Source organism: Bacillus sp. FJAT-25509 (genome assembly GCF_001420605.1).
Classification (GTDB): domain Bacteria; phylum Bacillota; class Bacilli; order Bacillales; family Bacillaceae_G; genus Gottfriedia.
On the sequence record NZ_LJIZ01000033.1, the window covers coordinates 1 to 15,679 of the forward strand.

A 15,679-nucleotide genomic window follows, 5' to 3' on the forward strand; every position below is an offset into this window, starting at 1 on the left:
ATCGCCAACATTTGCTCCAATTTCAGCGAAAATTTGTTCAGCCATTCTTGTGGCAATTCCTGGAATAGAATCGAGTCATGACATTATTAAAGAAATATATAAAGTGGCTTTTTAAAAATAATGGTAGAAAATATGATTTAGCTGAATTTCTAGCTGAGATTTTTTTCCTATTGATCTTGAGTTCATTATTTTCACAAAAAGGTTCTTTTAGATTAATCTTTTTAATGCTGTTTTTGATGCTAAATTTTATTGTTTTATTTGAGGATATTATCAGAAAAATATTAGGTAAATTTAATATGAAATTTCCAAAATGGATAAGTGTTATTACATTTCCAACATTTTTGTTTTTCTTTGTTATCTATAAATATTAATTAATAAAAACTTCATAGGTAATATGCAACTAACGCAATGAATTAGTTTAACAACATGATCGACGATTCGTCGGTCATTTTTTATTGGACTAAATGGCAGTTTAGTTAAATAAGAAAAGGGGATATATTTCAAATTTTAGTTCAAATAATAATATGTAATAATAGTTAAATGGAATTATTAGATACATTAGATAAAGATGACTGCAAAAGATGGAGGATATAAAAATATATGAGAAATAAAAGTATAGAACTTGGAGATATCTATGCATGTAAATTACCTGATGGAAGATATGGCACAGTTAAAGTTATCAATAGAATAGAAAAATCATATTTAATTTATATTTCAAAATATATTGACATTAAATTACCAACCTTAGAAAACAAAGAAATAAATGAGATTTTGAGATCAAATAGATTTCTTTATGAAAATGAAGAAGAATTACTTTGGAAAGATGGAAAGTTGCACAAAGATATGATATATATAGGAAATTCTCATGTTTCGGATTATGAAAAAGGATTAGTAAGTTCATCATACGGTGGAAAATGGCATCCAAGTATAGCTAACCCTGTCTATTATGAATGGCGATGGCTTCATGATCGTGAAAATTATGAGAGGGAAATTCTTGAAGAGCAAATTAAAGAAAGAGAAGAATTTCTAAAAAAACCTCAAAAACCTAAAAAAATGATGAATGATGATACATTTTGGTCAATCATTTCACTTTTTGAACTTGAAAATGCTAAACATGATGAAGAAATTCTAAGTCCAGCTATTGAAAAACTTTCAAAAACAAGCGTAAAGGATATTAAACAATTTGAAGAAAATCTTGCGTATAAGCTTTATTTATTAGATACAAAAGAACACGCCAAAAACATCGGTGAAAATTCATTTAGTGAAGATGAATCTAATTTCTCTCCAGATTTATTCTTATATAGTAGATGCTTTGTTGTTGCTAAAGGTCAAGAGTTTTATGAGTTGGTTTTAAATAACCCCAAAAAAATGACAAAGAATAACTCTTTTGAGCCATTACTATCATTAGCGTCAGAAGCATATTCAAAACGAATGGGTAAAGAGTTTGAATACATTTCAGGTTGTGATTATGAAACATTCTCGAACGTTGAAGCTTGGAAATAATAATGTTAAAATGCTTTTCCTAACGCATGCATTAATTACATAAGAGTTCCAATAGGTTGTCTAATTAGACAACCTTTTTTAGTTCAAAAATCAACATTTCAATTTAACAAACCCCCTCTAAAAAAGAAAAGGACCTAAACTAGGTCCCTAACACAAAATTAAACGCGATACTCATCCGCTCGCCAATTTTTAATATTTTGTTTAATCTCTTTCGAACTCAGACCTTCATTTACCGCTTTTTCACTTAACGCTACAAATTCCTCATCACTTGAAAATCGTAATGCAATGATTTGCCCCATTGTTAATTGAGGATTTAACGGTTTACCAGTTAGCGTAAAGTGACGAAAATTTTCTTCCATTCGAATGACACGGTCTTGCACTTTGTTCGAATAAAGTCTTGTTAGAAAAAACGAAACAATTAATAAAAGCGAAGTAACTAAAATAAATAATGCTAACCAAATATGATCGCTATTTTTTATCGCGCTGCATAAGTTAACGATTGAACCAATGAGCGTGATTAACGCTAATGGTGCTCCAAAAAAGTGGAAAACTGGATGATATCTAACGTGATGATCTAAGCTTTGCTGTTTCATATGTACATCTCTCCTCTGAATGTGTTTTATGTACCCTATTCTAACATTATTATTCTAACTGCTGTTTTATCATTAAAGAATTTTTATTTACAATAAAAAAATCTAGTAAGCTAAAAAAGCTTACTAGATTTGAATAAAATTAAATCCTTTTTTCTGACACCGCTTCGCATATTACACTATACATATTTTCAACACCTTCATTAGAAGATTCAAAAGTATAAGCATTTTCTTTTAAAATCCCTAGGCTACTTGCTTCTTTTGCTACATCTATATTTGCACCCATGAAAATAAATTCCCAATTATACTTTTGTTGTTGGTGATGGATAAGCTGTTTCACTTTACTATACGTAAATTCAACGCTCGCATTCTCTAACCCATCAGTCGTAATAACAAAGATGACTTTACCAGGTCTTTCCCTCTCGCTACATAAAGACAATCTGTTACCTACATTTAAGATGGTTTTACCTACTGCATCTAGAAGTGCGGTAGACCCTCTTACAAAATACTCTTTCTCCGTTAGTTTAACTTCATGTGCATTTATCCCGCTCCATAAGACTTCATATTGATCGTCAAAAAGCACTGTTGTTACATTTGTTTCTCCATCAAAACTACTTTGTTTTTTAATAAATGAATTAAATCCACCGATCGTATCACTTTCAAGTCCAGCCATTGAACCACTTCTATCGATTAAAAATATAATTTCTGTTTTATTACTGTTCATTCTAAATCAGCCCCTTAATTCTTGATGTTATAATAGTAACTGAATTAATTAGTAGGTAGGTCGCCTTAAAAGAGACATTTTCGAAGGGGTATTTTAAAATGCTTAACCAAGAATTATTGTTTGAATTACAAATATATGTAAAACGCCATTTAGAAGAAGTAAAAATAGAAGAAATAAGTTTTAGTAAAAATGAAGTGTATGCTGCTGAGCCTTTAGAAAATATAGAGATTGAAGCATTTATTAAAAATAAACTGAAACCAACATTTAGAGAGCTCTTATTTAGCTTTATTGATAAAAAAAATGTCAGTGATCCATCAATCTATAAAAAGGCGGGCATTGATCGAAAACATTTTTCAAAAATCCGCTCCATTCCTAATTACCTTCCAAAGAAAAATACAATAATCGCTTTATCACTAGCACTTGAATTAGATAAAATTGAAGTTAGCGAACTCTTAAGTTCTGCAGGCTATACATTATCAGACAGCGATTTAAATGATTTAGTCATAAAATTTTTCTTAGAGAAGAACATTTATGATATCGATTTAGTTAACGAAGCATTGAACCATTTTAATTTAAATCCACTAATAAGATAAAGCAGCAAAAAAACATCTTAAATCACCTTTTTCTGAAGTGATAAATAGATGTTTTTTCATTTAACCTTATTCTTTTTTTAGCAACTCACTTGATCTCTTCCATTATGCTTTGATTTGTATAATGCTTGATCAGCTTGCTTCACTAACTTTAAGTAATCTTGTTCAGTTTCAGCAATCATTGATGCGACACCAATACTTAATGTAACTAATTTTTTCTCAGATTGCTCATGTTCAATCTTTAATTTTTTTATATTTTTACATAAACGATTAGCTATTTTCATTGCATCATTCAAATCTGATTTCGGTAATAAGATTGAGAATTCCTCTCCACCATACCGTGCAACAATGCCCGATTCGCTTGTCGTCTCTAATTGTAAACTAGTTGCTACTTTTCTTAAGCATTCATCACCTTTTGGGTGACCATATAGATCGTTATATTTTTTAAAATAATCCACGTCAATCATTAATAATGTCATTGGTAATGATGTGTCATAGGATTTAGAACATCCATTTAAAAGTTGTTTTTCAAAATATCTACGATTATATAGTCCGGTTAGACTATCAAAATTTGCGATGTTTTCCATTTTCTTTAATTTTATTTCTGTATTACGTGTTTGATAGGCTATAAAGTAACTTAATAATAATGCTGGAACATACATTAAAATCCAAAACCCCATCGTTTGAAGTAACCTTCCAACTACAATGTCACCAATCGGTCTTAGCATCCATTTATCGATTAAATAAAAACCAATACATTTAAATAAAATGATAATAGGGGTCAAAATAAGAATTCTTTTCTTTTCATCCCATTTTTGATAATTCATATAAAATCCAAAAAGTAAAACAAATAATAGCAAAAGTGTATCAATTAAGTAAACATAGTTAAATCCATTAATAAAATAAAAAGCAATAATATCGAAAAAGAACATTGTTACTAAAGTAATATTCCCAAAAAAGATTGCTGCAATTTCCATTCCAAGTGCTTTAATTTGAATATTTGTTCCATGGTCTGTGAAAATTGGGAAATTTAATAATAAAATCGTTAATCCACTCAATAGAATCCCGATAAAAAATTCTTTTAATTTCGATCTTCCTGCAAACCTTTGTCTTGCTTCTCCCCATAAGATGAAAGAGGTTAAATAGAAAAAACTAATGATGATTGTAAGTGTTATGAAAATATTTTTAAAAAGCATAATCCCCTCCAGGAATTACCTTAAAATTAAAATACATCAGTACTTAAATACTCTTATTCTTACCCTTCTTGCAATATTATATTAACATACTTCCCAAGGAGTTTGTATACAATTTTAACACAATAAAACTTTTCATTTTTGAAGAAAGAAGGTCATAAAAAAAGGCGTCATTAAGCCCATAATTCCTGACCTTAAGACGTCCTTTTTTAGTTCCATTCGCGCTTTAATAGTTCTTTGTTGTTCATTCGAAAAATAATCCTATTCAACAATTCCCGTATGAAGTATATCTAAATCAACCTTTACTTTAATTTTTACACTCGAATACTGTTTCCTCCATTTTTTCCCATCAAAGTCCCTTTGATGTGCTTCTAATTTTGAGCCGAAACCAATCGGATCTACATTATTTTTTTGAAGGAGTGACATAAGCTCCTTTGCATTTTTTTCAATATCTCTTTTAATTGCTTTACTTATTTGTTTAATGTGTTTAGGTAATACTATTGGTTTTTCACCGGTATATTCTTGAATTCTGGCATTCATCTTCAAATGAACTGTAAACTCTGGTATTCCTTTTTTGATTTTAATATCATATTTACTTTTAGATTTTATATTATCAATTGCTACATATTCTCCATCAATTTTGAACTGATGTAATCCTTGTTTATAATTTTCTTTCATTCCTTTAAAAATGAAAGCATACTTCCATGGAATAATTGTTATGAGTTTATCTCTTTTGAAAGTTGCAATACCATTCAATTTAATTTTGTCATCTACTATTTTTAACACCGGTAAATACGGATCCTGCCCTACTTCAAAATATTGATAGACAAACGTTGAAAAATCGGTATAGGGAAAAGGTCCAGCCTCCGAATTATGTACAAGGAGATCGTGAAGATATAAAGCTATGTTTTCATTTTTATACTGTTTTAATGAAAGTAAATCACTTGATTCACCATCAACGATCGCTAATTGTATGATATTCCCAACGGCCGGGTCCCGATTAAACGTATCAACAATTGGAAAAAAACCTTTTTTGGCTAAGTCCAGACCGAATGTAACAACTCGCATCTGACCTGACATTAACCGATACCTCATTTGGCTATCTAATCTTTCCCTTACTTTTTTTATTGTTTCTCCACTTGCAGAAGACACTTTAAATTCGATCTGTCCAGTTGGCCGAAACACAGGAAAAACAACAGTCCCTTTCAATTGTTTCGGTTTTTGAAGGTCAAACCCAGCTGCTTCAATAATATTTAGTTCATTTACATTCGCAGACGGTACAAGTGCACAGCCATTTAAAGATAATCCAATACAAATAATAGATAATAGAAGATATTTTTTCATTTTGCTTTCCCAGACTTCATGATCATAAAAAGGATTGAAAAAAGTGGTATGTAAACATAAAAAATGTATAGAGAAATTTTACTTGTATAATCTGCAAATGCATTAATTTCATATCGAGTTTCAAGTAATTGACAAACAATGAAACTAATTACACTAATCAATATTAATGTATACTTTTGCTTCCATTTAAAAATTAATTTTAAACCTCTGCTTGAGCTCCATAATAATAGAGCTAAAATTGAAATAACCTTAATTAAAAAACTGGAAATTAGTATATATTCAAATCTTTCTAAAAATGGAAAATGAATTAATTTAGCTATATATAGTCTCGCCCAGATTACATGTGCAATTTGTTTTTCACTTAAAAGTAAAAATGTTGTAAAAGCCGATAAAGTAAAGACTAAAGTTGAAAAAGCGATTCCCCATTGTGCAAACTTTTGAGAAGAATTTCCATTTCGAATAAATGGAAAAACCATTAGTAATACTTCAAACCCCGAAATTGTATAAATTGTATTTTTTGCAGACAATAGCAAATCTTTAAACGAATGATCAAGAATAGGTAAAACATTATCCATATGTATATATTTATGTGGCAAATGAAATAGCAAAGCATAAAGCGCTGCTGTAAAGATTCCAGATAGAAATGCAATTCCGACTACTACACGAAAACCGCCTGATACGATGTAATAGCATAATAATAAAATGATACTCGATAATAGCCACGTTGATATAGACGGAAACATCCAAACTTGAATGATTTCAATATATAATCTTAAAACAGAAATAGATAAAATTACATAATAGGTTAGAATGACTAAACTTAAGATTGGTCCGATAATATTACCAAAAAATTGCTTATGGGCATCAATAATATCCCCTTTTGCATTCACTAACAATTTATACATAAACCAAACAATTATATTAACAACAAACCCAGCAATTATGACACTAATCCACGCATCATAACCAGCATCTTTTGCGATGATTCGTTGAAACCCTAAAACACCAACACCTATTTGAGAGCTTGTAATAATAAAAAATAGGAGATACGGTGAAACTTGTTGTCTTCTATATGATGCCATTAATAAATCTCCCCTTTTTTATTCATCAAAATCACTCGGTGGACCAGGTCTTTTTATATCATTTGTTGATCGAAAAAGTGAAGCTGGTCTTAAATTCGCAGGTCTTTTTTTCTGTTTTGAAAATGGTAATCTAATCCACAAATCATTAAATGACGTTTTCCTAAATGGATACGTTCCAATATAGGGTCTTCCTAAAGAGGTTAATCGGAGCAAGTGCGTCATTAAATAGATAAAGCCCATAAAAATCCCTAAAAGCCCAATTAGCTGAGCCATTATGATGACTGGAAACTTTATAAATCGAATCGTATTGTTAAATTTATAGATTGCAGATGTGTAGGATGCAAGTGTACCAAGTCCTACTAAGATTAAGAGAATATTACTCGTAAGCTTAGCTTCTACAACAGCTTGCCCAATTACAATACCACCAACAATACCAAGGGTTTGTCCAATTTTTGATGGTAATCGAAGTCCAGCTTCCTTTACTAACTCGATCGTAATTTCTAAAAATAACACCTCAAAAATTGGAGGAAATGGTACAGATGCTCTAGATATGACTAATGATTCAAGTAAGCGAGGTGGAATTAGCTCATAATGATAGGTCAAAACTGCAACATAAAAAGCCGTTATGAAAATCGAAAGTGCAAAACCGAACATTCTTAGACCACGGAAAAATGTAGCGAGTACCCAATTGACATAGTAGTCTTCCATCGCAATAAAAGTCTCATCTATTAAAGCCGGTGTAAGAAGGATATTTGGAGAACCGTCAACAACAATGGCGATTTTCCCTTCAGTTAAACCTCCGACTGTCCGATCAAGTCTTTCTGTTGGAATCGATTGTGGAAAAATAGAATGCGTGTTATCACCAATCATAGACGAAATAAATGAACTATCCGGAATATGATCATATTGGATATCTTTTATCCTCTGTGTAACTGTATTAACATTTTCATCATCAGCAATTCCACTTATATAGATAACAGCAACACTCGTTTTTGATAGCTTCCCAACTACCAATTCCTCAATATAAAGATCAGATATTGGTAATTTATTTCGAATTAAATTGATGTTTACATCCATATCTTCTACAAATCCAACTTGTGGACCTAGAGTAGTAGCTTCCATTATAGGAGGACCAATTGTTCTGGATACATTATTCGAAATATTAACAAGTAAAGAATCAGTTAAATTATCACCATACTGAATTGCCGTATAGCCCTTTAGCAGTTTACTTTTAATTTTAGAACTATCTGAAGTAATGGTAAGTTGTTGAACTGGAAGTTGAGACATCAATTCTTCAAGCGTATAATTCTTTGTCAAATATGGAAGTATTTGTTCATGCATGATCTCAGACCTAATTAACGTTCGGTAAAAATACACACTATAATAACTGTCATTCTGTAGATCACTAGAAGTTTTAAATTTAATAAAATCCTTTGATTTCGATAATTCTTCAATCCAATTTTCATTTGAGGAATCTTTTTTCATACCATCTTTATAAGTTCTCATACCGTTCCCCTATTTTGATTTTATTTTATGATTTGATAAGGGAATGGAAACTATTCTAATAAATGGAAGAAAATACATCGTTTAATTCATTGAACATATAAAGTTGGTATTTTAAACCGATATATAGATTAAAAATTACCTTTGTTTCATTACAAAAAATTGAAATATTTTTTTATAAAGCTTATCAATTGGATTTTTAATGTATACTATTAAGGATTAAACTAAGAAGATCTTTTATTGAAATAGTTAATACATTTATAGTAGGAGAATAAAATGGCAAAAGAGAAAACCTTAGAACAAATTGCATATGAAAAATTAAAAAAATTGATCCTATCAGGTGAGTATCAAACTGGTATGCATTTGAAAGAAACTGCACTTGTTTCTGAATTACAAATGAGCAGAACACCGATTAGAAGAGCACTTGGAAGACTTGTATCCGAAGGGTTGTTATCACATAATAACTTTCATGGAACGACTGTTACATATACTCATTTCACTTTACAAGAAATAATAAATATGATTGAAATTCAATGGTGCTTTGCTGTATTTTGTGTAGAAAAATCCCAAAGGAAGCATACTCCATTTAATGTTAAACTACTTAGAGAAATTACTGCCTCTATGGAAAAAGCATATCATCAAGATGATGCCCACAAATATCACAGTGCGTTAACTGAGTTTTATAAAACATTTTTACTAAATTCTCAAAACAATTTAATCATCGAAATGCTTGATAATTTATGGAAAAGATTTACTGAAGAAGCAACGTCATCTAATGTATTTAATGTAAGAAAAAATAGAATCCCAAACACATTAGACTTATATAACTCTCTTATTGATTGTGTGGAAAAATCTGAATTTGATAAAGCGACTGAAATTTTAACTCAACTTAAAGAGGAAGCATTTATGGATTTAATGTTCTAATGTGTAAAAACATCTAAAGCTTTTAAGGCTTTAGATGTTTTTTAATGATTATCGATAATGTATTTATAATGACTTTTGTTGTATACAATCTTTATACAAAATTAATAATACCTCGAATTATTTACTTCAAAAATTCCTCTCATTTCATTAAACAAATTGATAAATCCTATTAAATAATCTCTTCTTTTACCATATTATTGAAATAAATATTTTTCTATACTATTTTGTCAATTTTATTGTATACTTTGTGTATAATATTCGTTCTATTTCAAACACTTTTTCTTTTCTTCAATCTAGAAAAAAGGTTTAGTGAAAGCTGCGGTACATTACATTAGAATTGTGAGTATAGTGGCTCGTTAACGAAACATGAGTGGTTTTAGATCAAATCGCACTCTTGTTTCGCTGTGCACAAAAATAACACCGAAAGTAGGATGGTGAGTTTATTGCCTAATATAACACTTGAACAAAAAGCTTATGAAGAAATAAAAAAATCTATAATACAAGGTAAATATTCTCCTGGTACTTATATAACTGAAGCATCACTTGTAAATGATTTGAACATGAGTAGAACCCCTATCCGAAGGGCGCTTGTCAAATTGGAATCAACTGGTTTGGTTAAACATTTTAAAAACCAGGGCTCAATGGTACAAAACATTCAAATTACATTGATTGATATCGTAAATTTTTTAGAATGTCGTTTATTTTTAGGAATTGGAAGCATTGAAAAAGCTAAAAGGAAAATGCTTGATTTTCCAATTTATGAAATGAATGAATGCATTCAGTTATTGAAAAATGCGGTTGCTGATGAAGAGCATGATTTATACTACGAAGAAGCAAATCGCTATCATAATCTTATTTTACAAACAAGCCAAAATGATTTAATGATGGAAACAATCGGAGCTTTACAAAATAAATTTGAGATTATTGCAAGTAAATATTATTCCTATAGAAGAAGTTCAGTTGAAAATCATATTAAGAAGTACGAAGAATTAACTAAATTTTTTGAAGAAAAAGAGTATGACCAAGCATTGAACCTGTATAATGAAATGATGAAAGAAAAAATACAATCATTATTTTAGAAACATGAAAAAAAGCCTTATTCTTCACTTCGAATAAGGCTTTTTCAATGAAATTAGTACTTAAAAAAACACTAACAATTTAAGCTGTTACATCTCGTTTTGAAAATACAACCAATGATAATCCAAGGAAAATAACAAAATAGACTAATAATACAATTACTGAAAATGTCATTGTCATTCCTTCAATTGGTGGATTACCATTGACGTACTGCATTAAGTTTGTATTGGCAAATAAGATAAACTTTGTCCAATCAAAGAATCCAGCCAAAATAACTGTTACCGTATTTCCGACTGTTAATAGTAAAATTGAAATACCGATCGCAATTGTGTTGTTTCTAAATACTGTTGAAACCATAAACGCCATCGTAGCAAGCATAAATGTTTCGATGAAACTCATTACGTAAAGCTTTGCAGAATAGATCAGTCTACTTTGCTCTTCAACATGGCCATCGACATATGCTAAATATGAAGTATTCCCACTTCCTGTACCAAAAAGTGCTAAACCAAGTAGATTCGAAACTAAAAATAATATAAATAACATAGCAAAACCAAATAGAATACTAGTTAAATACTTTGACATAATTATTTTTTTTCTAGAAAACGGACGGATTAGTAATAGCTTAATCGTACCCCAATTAAACTCACTCGCCACAATATTTGCAGAAACAATAATCGTAAATAGTCCTACTAAAATAATTAAACTTGATGAAACATCCATAAAAGTCCAAACATTTGTCTTTTCATTTGGTGAAATATTATGATCTATTCTGTACTCATTAATTGCAATTGATCGTTCTAAATACTTTCTTTCAGGGTCATTTTTATCATTTATACCTTTTAATTGTTTTTTATCTTCTGCAGTTTGTACTTGTAATGTTTGCTTCCAATTCGGGTCTGCATTTTGCTCTTTTTTATGTTCATTATATTTTACAAATGAACCCATAGCTCCTACTAGTAAAATAATGAGAGCAACCATCACTATTGTACCTGGTCTTTTAATAATCTTTATCCATTCATTTTGAATCAATTTTAACATATTCTAAGTCCCTTTCTTTTTGAAATTCTAAAGCATCAACAAATTAAAGAGTTGTTAAACATTCGTAATTTCTAAGAAACGATCTTCCAATGTTTTTGCATTTGCTTTAAATCCATATACGCGAATGCGATTTTCGACTAACAACTCAATTACATTCGGTACATCTTCTCTCGTTAATTCAATATGTATTTCTCCATCAACTAACTGAGCATTATGTTTAGCTAACACTTTTAGTGCAGTTTCATTATTATTCACTTCAATTGAATACGTTTGGACATCTTCAGTTGTAAGCTCTGTTACAGTTTGTACATCTATTAGCTTACCTTGTTGAATAATGCCGATTCGATCACACATCATTTCCATTTCTGCTAATAAGTGACTCGATACAATAATGGCCATTCCTTTTTTCTTCGTAAGAAGCTGCAGGTGATCCCTCATTTCACGGATACCCGCTGGATCAAGTCCATTCGTAGGTTCATCAAGAATTAAAACCTTCGGGTCATGCAATAAACATTGAGCTAGACCAAGACGCTGTCTCATACCAAGAGAATATGTTTTAACTTTTTGACGAATAGCTCCAGTTAAACCAACAAGCTCAACAACTTCATCAATTTTCTCTTTTGTTACATTCTTATCCATTCGAGCATATTGCAGTAAATTATCATAACCACTTAGAAATTTATACAATTCTGGATTCTCTACAATTGCCCCTACATTCTTAATTGCTTCTTCAAAGTTGGACTTAATACTATGACCATTAATGACAACGTCACCTTCAGAAATATTCATCAAACCAACCATCATCCTGATCGTCGTCGTCTTACCAGCTCCATTTGGACCTAAGAAGCCAAAAACTTCGCCTTCAAAAATATCAAAGCTTAAATCAGAAACAATCTTCTTCCCCTTTATTTCCTTTGATAAGTTCTTAATTTGTACAATTGCCTTTTTCATTTCGTCCTCCTTATTTCCAATATTTTCTAAATCTAATTCTATTTTAACAATTTAAGATATTGAAAAAAACGGTCTAAAGACTGAATTTATTAAAAAACGTAATGTATTATTACTAAATTATGATAAATATTACAATTTTTTGTGTTTTTCACTGTTTTTTGAAATCTAAACCTTTAGCGTGTTAAAAGAATTAAGTGGTGTGTTTATATATAGTCAATTGGGTGGTAAATCGAGAAGTAGACTTATATTATTTTAAAATTATGTGGCATCCATATGTATTCATGCATGATATGAATGATCGATTGTAATACAAGTGGTAATTCCCGATTAGTTCCTTAGTTCCTCTTAAAACAAAAAAAAGCAGTTTCTACCTGCTCTAAAACTAATCTACTATTCTCATTAATTAATCTTTTATTTATTGACATTAAGATTCACTTTCCTTTCATAATTTATTCTCCTTTCAAAAAAAATTTAAAGTATAATTTAGTAAATTAGTATCCGATTAAAAAATAATAAAAGGTGGTAAGTATTCTGAAGCAGCCAGTATTAATAGTTGTAGCACCAATTTTAATAGTTTTATTGTTTTTAATCATAAACATATTTGATGTACTCAATGATCCTTATCTTTTCAGACAAATTGGTTTTGTATTTTTACAACGCTATGGATATATGGTATATATCAAAATAGAAAGTCATTTTTAAAGATAGGTGCGATGATATTCTGTTACTTTTTATTAATGTTTTGGGGAAATATTCTCTGATCAATTAACACGATAGTATCAACAAATTCGTTCGGATTTCTGAGCGAAAAACAACCTATAAATATTCTAATATAGTTCAAATAGTATCTTTTACATAAATAGTGGTAATTCAGTGAAAAAAAAATGCTGTAGGTTTTCACCTTATCGCAACTTTTTTACATTAATTTTATAGTCACTGTTATTCTCAAAGTATGAAGCAAAATGTTAGGAAGAAATAGGCCTATAGAATCCAAAGAATGTTAAAAAAAAATAGCCTTATCCCTTTAATTTGGGCTAAGGCTATTTTCTAGGAAATTAAGTTTGTTTAACTTTTTGCAATAGGAGCTAAAATTTTATACTTTTTATGATTGATTACAGTGTGATCATGTTCATAATAATTTCGATGGTTACGATCATTTCTCATATCTACAATCACAGAGTTTGAAAGAACTTTTGTTACAACTCCTTTTACAAAATTCGGTCTGATTTCTCTTACTTTATCCTCTTTTGGCATAAATTCAATTTCGTCACCAGGTCTTACATAATATTTATTCATTGTTATGATTGTTTTATTATTTTTGCACATCTGTTTATCACCTTTTTATTTACTTTTATTTAATATTACTAAAATATCTGAATATTCAAAAGTGAACTGGATACTAGATTTAATCGTGACTGTGTACCCAAAAATCCGTGTATAAATAGTGCTAGATAACTAATGTTATATTCTTTTATTGGGAACATGATGGAGAAGTGTAAGGTCTAATTAAAAGCATTAAAGGACTATTATCTTTAATATAGAATTTATATTATTAGTTAATTTAGTTGTAAAATATTGGAATTAAAAAAATGGTCAGAGGGGATAAAATGATAAAATTTTTAGTTATTAGCTTAATCTTTGTTCCTATTGTTATCATAGTTACAAATTCGGAATTGCAAAATATTAGTGTTTGGATACTTTTCTTGCTATTTGCACAAAGTGCTGTCTATTCCATTTGGGACTATGTTGTAAAAAGAAAAAATAATAAGAAACTATTCAACTAATGCAGTCCTTTAGTTGAACAACACGAGCTGCTTTTATGTGGCTTTTTTTATTTTAAGTAATTTGCAGATTAGTTGCATAAGAAACAATAAATAATAATGTGGTAAATGGGAAAATAAGGTAAAATAAATTATGTGTGTTACTACAGTTAAAGCTTCTTGGTGAAAACATTCTATTAATTAACTAAAAGAGAGAATACATAATTTTATATCTCTAATTCATATGGTGATATTCAACTTTATGAAAGATTAAGGAGCTAATTATGGAATTTATTACAGGAAAAGTAGTCATTATATCTGTATTTATATTTATAGTGACAATGATTGAAACTTTGGCTTATTCTACCAGAATTTCGGGTGCAAGAGTGAAACTAATTGCAACCGCATTATCATTATTTAGTACACTAGTAATCGTTTCAAGGTTTTCTACTATGATACAGCAACCAATGACTGCAAAACTCATTGCTAAAGCACCTGATGTTAACAAATTAACTTTTATAGAGGAACAATATAGGATCTTAATTGGGGTAACTACACTTGGAGTGTTATTTGGAATACTTCTATTTCCTACTTTTGTAAATATCTTTTCTAGGGCAATCATTCTGTTATCAAATGAACGTGGTTCAGTTATCGGACTGTTTATTAGTCAGTGTAATCGTAATGGATTTAATAATATTGTTAAGTGTTTTAGAGTGCCAAGTTTATCATATCTAAAAGGAATTACATTAAAAACGATTCCAAAACGGCTTTTTGTTGTAAATGTTATTATTACATCTGTATACACAATATCGGTTCTTTCATCAATCTATGCATCATTGATAGTACCGAAAGAATTTGCTCAAGCGGCATTAATGTCATCTGGAATTGTTAATGGTATATCTACAATTTTACTAACATTATTTATTGACCCTAAAGCTTCTGTTTTAGCAGATCGAGTAATGAAAAAACAAAGTGATTATATTTACTTAAAAAGCTATTCGATCACAATGATTAGTTCTAAATTTTTTGGTACAATCTTGTCTCAACTTATATTTATTCCTGCTGCATATTATGTTGCTTGGTTTGCAAAGTGGATCTAAAACTCTTATTCAATTAAAGCATTAATTAGTTGAACTACCCAAAGCTGCTTCGGTAGCTTTTTTCTTATTCAAGTAAATGGCGATTAGTTGCTTAAGAAAAATGGTATTATTATAATATTAGGTTCAAGGGATTTAGGAGCAGAACAATTAGATCTCTAAAATGATTAATCCTAATTAAAAGATACGGTTAATTAATCTTTTTGGAGTAAGAGTTAAAATAAATTTTCTTCTTGAACTACCCTACCAAATACTAAAATTAAAAGGCAGCCATTGGCTGCCTTTCTTGATTGGTCTGCTAAG

At 29.8% G+C, this 15,679-nt stretch carries 14 protein-coding genes; 5 read left to right on the forward strand and 9 right to left on the reverse strand.

Features of this window, described 5'->3' with window-relative positions; genetic code table 11:
* Window positions 1-600: 600 nt before the first annotated feature.
* Window positions 601-1,503 (forward strand): DUF4240 domain-containing protein, encoded by a 903-nt coding sequence (locus AN960_RS20560; RefSeq protein ID WP_056475685.1) that lies wholly within the window; start codon window positions 601-603, stop codon window positions 1,501-1,503.
* A gap of 158 nt (window positions 1,504-1,661) precedes the next feature.
* Here AN960_RS20560 and AN960_RS20565 read toward each other — a convergent pair whose 3' ends face one another.
* Window positions 1,662-2,096 carry a DUF6526 family protein gene (locus AN960_RS20565; protein WP_056475688.1) on the reverse strand — a complete coding sequence of 145 codons (435 nt, stop codon included), beginning with the start codon at window positions 2,094-2,096 and terminating at the stop codon, window positions 1,662-1,664.
* A gap of 139 nt (window positions 2,097-2,235) precedes the next feature.
* Complete coding sequence (locus AN960_RS20570; RefSeq protein ID WP_056475691.1) at window positions 2,236-2,817, reverse strand: vWA domain-containing protein; 582 nt, start codon at window positions 2,815-2,817, stop codon at window positions 2,236-2,238.
* A gap of 98 nt (window positions 2,818-2,915) precedes the next feature.
* On the opposite strand from AN960_RS20570, the gene AN960_RS20575 reads away from it, so the two are divergent.
* Window positions 2,916-3,410 carry a hypothetical protein gene (locus AN960_RS20575; protein ID WP_056475694.1) on the forward strand — a complete coding sequence of 165 codons (495 nt, stop codon included), beginning with the start codon at window positions 2,916-2,918 and terminating at the stop codon, window positions 3,408-3,410.
* A 77-nt stretch (window positions 3,411-3,487) separates the two neighbouring features.
* On the opposite strand, the gene AN960_RS20580 is transcribed toward AN960_RS20575, so the two are convergent.
* From AN960_RS20580 to AN960_RS20595, 4 genes are all read right to left on the reverse strand, one after another.
* Complete coding sequence (locus tag AN960_RS20580; protein WP_056475697.1) at window positions 3,488-4,603, reverse strand: GGDEF domain-containing protein; 1,116 nt, start codon at window positions 4,601-4,603, stop codon at window positions 3,488-3,490.
* 258 nt (window positions 4,604-4,861) lie between these two features.
* Complete coding sequence (locus tag AN960_RS20585) at window positions 4,862-5,944, reverse strand: Ger(x)C family spore germination protein (RefSeq protein ID WP_056475700.1); 1,083 nt, start codon at window positions 5,942-5,944, stop codon at window positions 4,862-4,864.
* Window positions 5,941-7,026 carry a GerAB/ArcD/ProY family transporter gene (locus AN960_RS20590; RefSeq protein WP_056475703.1) on the reverse strand — a complete coding sequence of 362 codons (1,086 nt, stop codon included), beginning with the start codon at window positions 7,024-7,026 and terminating at the stop codon, window positions 5,941-5,943. The genes AN960_RS20585 and AN960_RS20590 overlap by 4 nt, the downstream gene beginning before the upstream one ends.
* An 18-nt stretch (window positions 7,027-7,044) precedes the next feature.
* Window positions 7,045-8,532, reverse strand: coding sequence for a spore germination protein (locus tag AN960_RS20595; RefSeq protein ID WP_056475706.1), 1,488 nt, complete (start codon window positions 8,530-8,532; stop codon window positions 7,045-7,047).
* A gap of 273 nt (window positions 8,533-8,805) precedes the next feature.
* Between AN960_RS20595 and AN960_RS20600 the strand changes: the two genes are divergently transcribed.
* Both AN960_RS20600 and AN960_RS20605 read left to right on the forward strand, forming a co-directional pair.
* Window positions 8,806-9,453 carry a GntR family transcriptional regulator gene (locus AN960_RS20600; RefSeq protein ID WP_056475709.1) on the forward strand — a complete coding sequence of 216 codons (648 nt, stop codon included), beginning with the start codon at window positions 8,806-8,808 and terminating at the stop codon, window positions 9,451-9,453.
* A 443-nt stretch (window positions 9,454-9,896) separates the two neighbouring features.
* Window positions 9,897-10,532, forward strand: a complete 636-nt coding sequence (locus tag AN960_RS20605) for a GntR family transcriptional regulator (protein ID WP_056475712.1) — start codon at window positions 9,897-9,899, stop codon at window positions 10,530-10,532.
* A 79-nt stretch (window positions 10,533-10,611) separates the two neighbouring features.
* On the opposite strand, the gene AN960_RS20610 is transcribed toward AN960_RS20605, so the two are convergent.
* The 3 genes from AN960_RS20610 to AN960_RS20620 form a co-directional block, all read right to left on the reverse strand.
* Window positions 10,612-11,568: an ABC transporter permease gene (locus tag AN960_RS20610; RefSeq protein WP_056475714.1), complete on the reverse strand. Its 957-nt coding sequence runs from the start codon at window positions 11,566-11,568 to the stop codon at window positions 10,612-10,614.
* 54 nt (window positions 11,569-11,622) lie between these two features.
* Window positions 11,623-12,519 (reverse strand): ABC transporter ATP-binding protein, encoded by an 897-nt coding sequence (locus AN960_RS20615; RefSeq protein WP_056475717.1) that lies wholly within the window; start codon window positions 12,517-12,519, stop codon window positions 11,623-11,625.
* A 1,065-nt stretch (window positions 12,520-13,584) separates the two neighbouring features.
* On the reverse strand, window positions 13,585-13,845 hold the full coding sequence (locus tag AN960_RS20620; RefSeq protein WP_056475719.1) for a DUF2187 family protein: 261 nt from the start codon (window positions 13,843-13,845) through the stop codon (window positions 13,585-13,587).
* A 718-nt stretch (window positions 13,846-14,563) separates the two neighbouring features.
* Between AN960_RS20620 and AN960_RS20625 the strand changes: the two genes are divergently transcribed.
* Window positions 14,564-15,379, forward strand: coding sequence for a lipid II flippase Amj family protein (locus tag AN960_RS20625; RefSeq protein ID WP_056475722.1), 816 nt, complete (start codon window positions 14,564-14,566; stop codon window positions 15,377-15,379).
* Window positions 15,380-15,679: the final 300 nt, after the last annotated feature.

Excerpts from the sequence above, each read along its gene's own strand:
- AN960_RS20565 (WP_056475688.1), bottom strand. The coding sequence starts at position 2,096 with ATGAAACAGCAAAGCTTAGATCATCACGTTAGATATCATCCAGTTTTC.
- AN960_RS20570 (WP_056475691.1), bottom strand. The coding sequence starts at position 2,817 with ATGAACAGTAATAAAACAGAAATTATATTTTTAATCGATAGAAGTGGT.
- AN960_RS20600 (WP_056475709.1), top strand. The coding sequence starts at position 8,806 with ATGGCAAAAGAGAAAACCTTAGAACAAATTGCATATGAAAAATTAAAA.
- AN960_RS20575 (WP_056475694.1), top strand. The coding sequence starts at position 2,916 with ATGCTTAACCAAGAATTATTGTTTGAATTACAAATATATGTAAAACGC.
- AN960_RS20580 (WP_056475697.1), bottom strand. The coding sequence starts at position 4,603 with ATGCTTTTTAAAAATATTTTCATAACACTTACAATCATCATTAGTTTT.
- AN960_RS20615 (WP_056475717.1), bottom strand. The coding sequence starts at position 12,519 with ATGAAAAAGGCAATTGTACAAATTAAGAACTTATCAAAGGAAATAAAG.
- AN960_RS20560 (WP_056475685.1), top strand. The coding sequence starts at position 601 with ATGAGAAATAAAAGTATAGAACTTGGAGATATCTATGCATGTAAATTA.
- AN960_RS20595 (WP_056475706.1), bottom strand. The coding sequence starts at position 8,532 with ATGAGAACTTATAAAGATGGTATGAAAAAAGATTCCTCAAATGAAAAT.
- AN960_RS20610 (WP_056475714.1), bottom strand. The coding sequence starts at position 11,568 with ATGTTAAAATTGATTCAAAATGAATGGATAAAGATTATTAAAAGACCA.
- AN960_RS20625 (WP_056475722.1), top strand. The coding sequence starts at position 14,564 with ATGGAATTTATTACAGGAAAAGTAGTCATTATATCTGTATTTATATTT.
- AN960_RS20585 (WP_056475700.1), bottom strand. The coding sequence starts at position 5,944 with ATGAAAAAATATCTTCTATTATCTATTATTTGTATTGGATTATCTTTA.
- AN960_RS20620 (WP_056475719.1), bottom strand. The coding sequence starts at position 13,845 with ATGTGCAAAAATAATAAAACAATCATAACAATGAATAAATATTATGTA.
- AN960_RS20590 (WP_056475703.1), bottom strand. The coding sequence starts at position 7,026 with ATGGCATCATATAGAAGACAACAAGTTTCACCGTATCTCCTATTTTTT.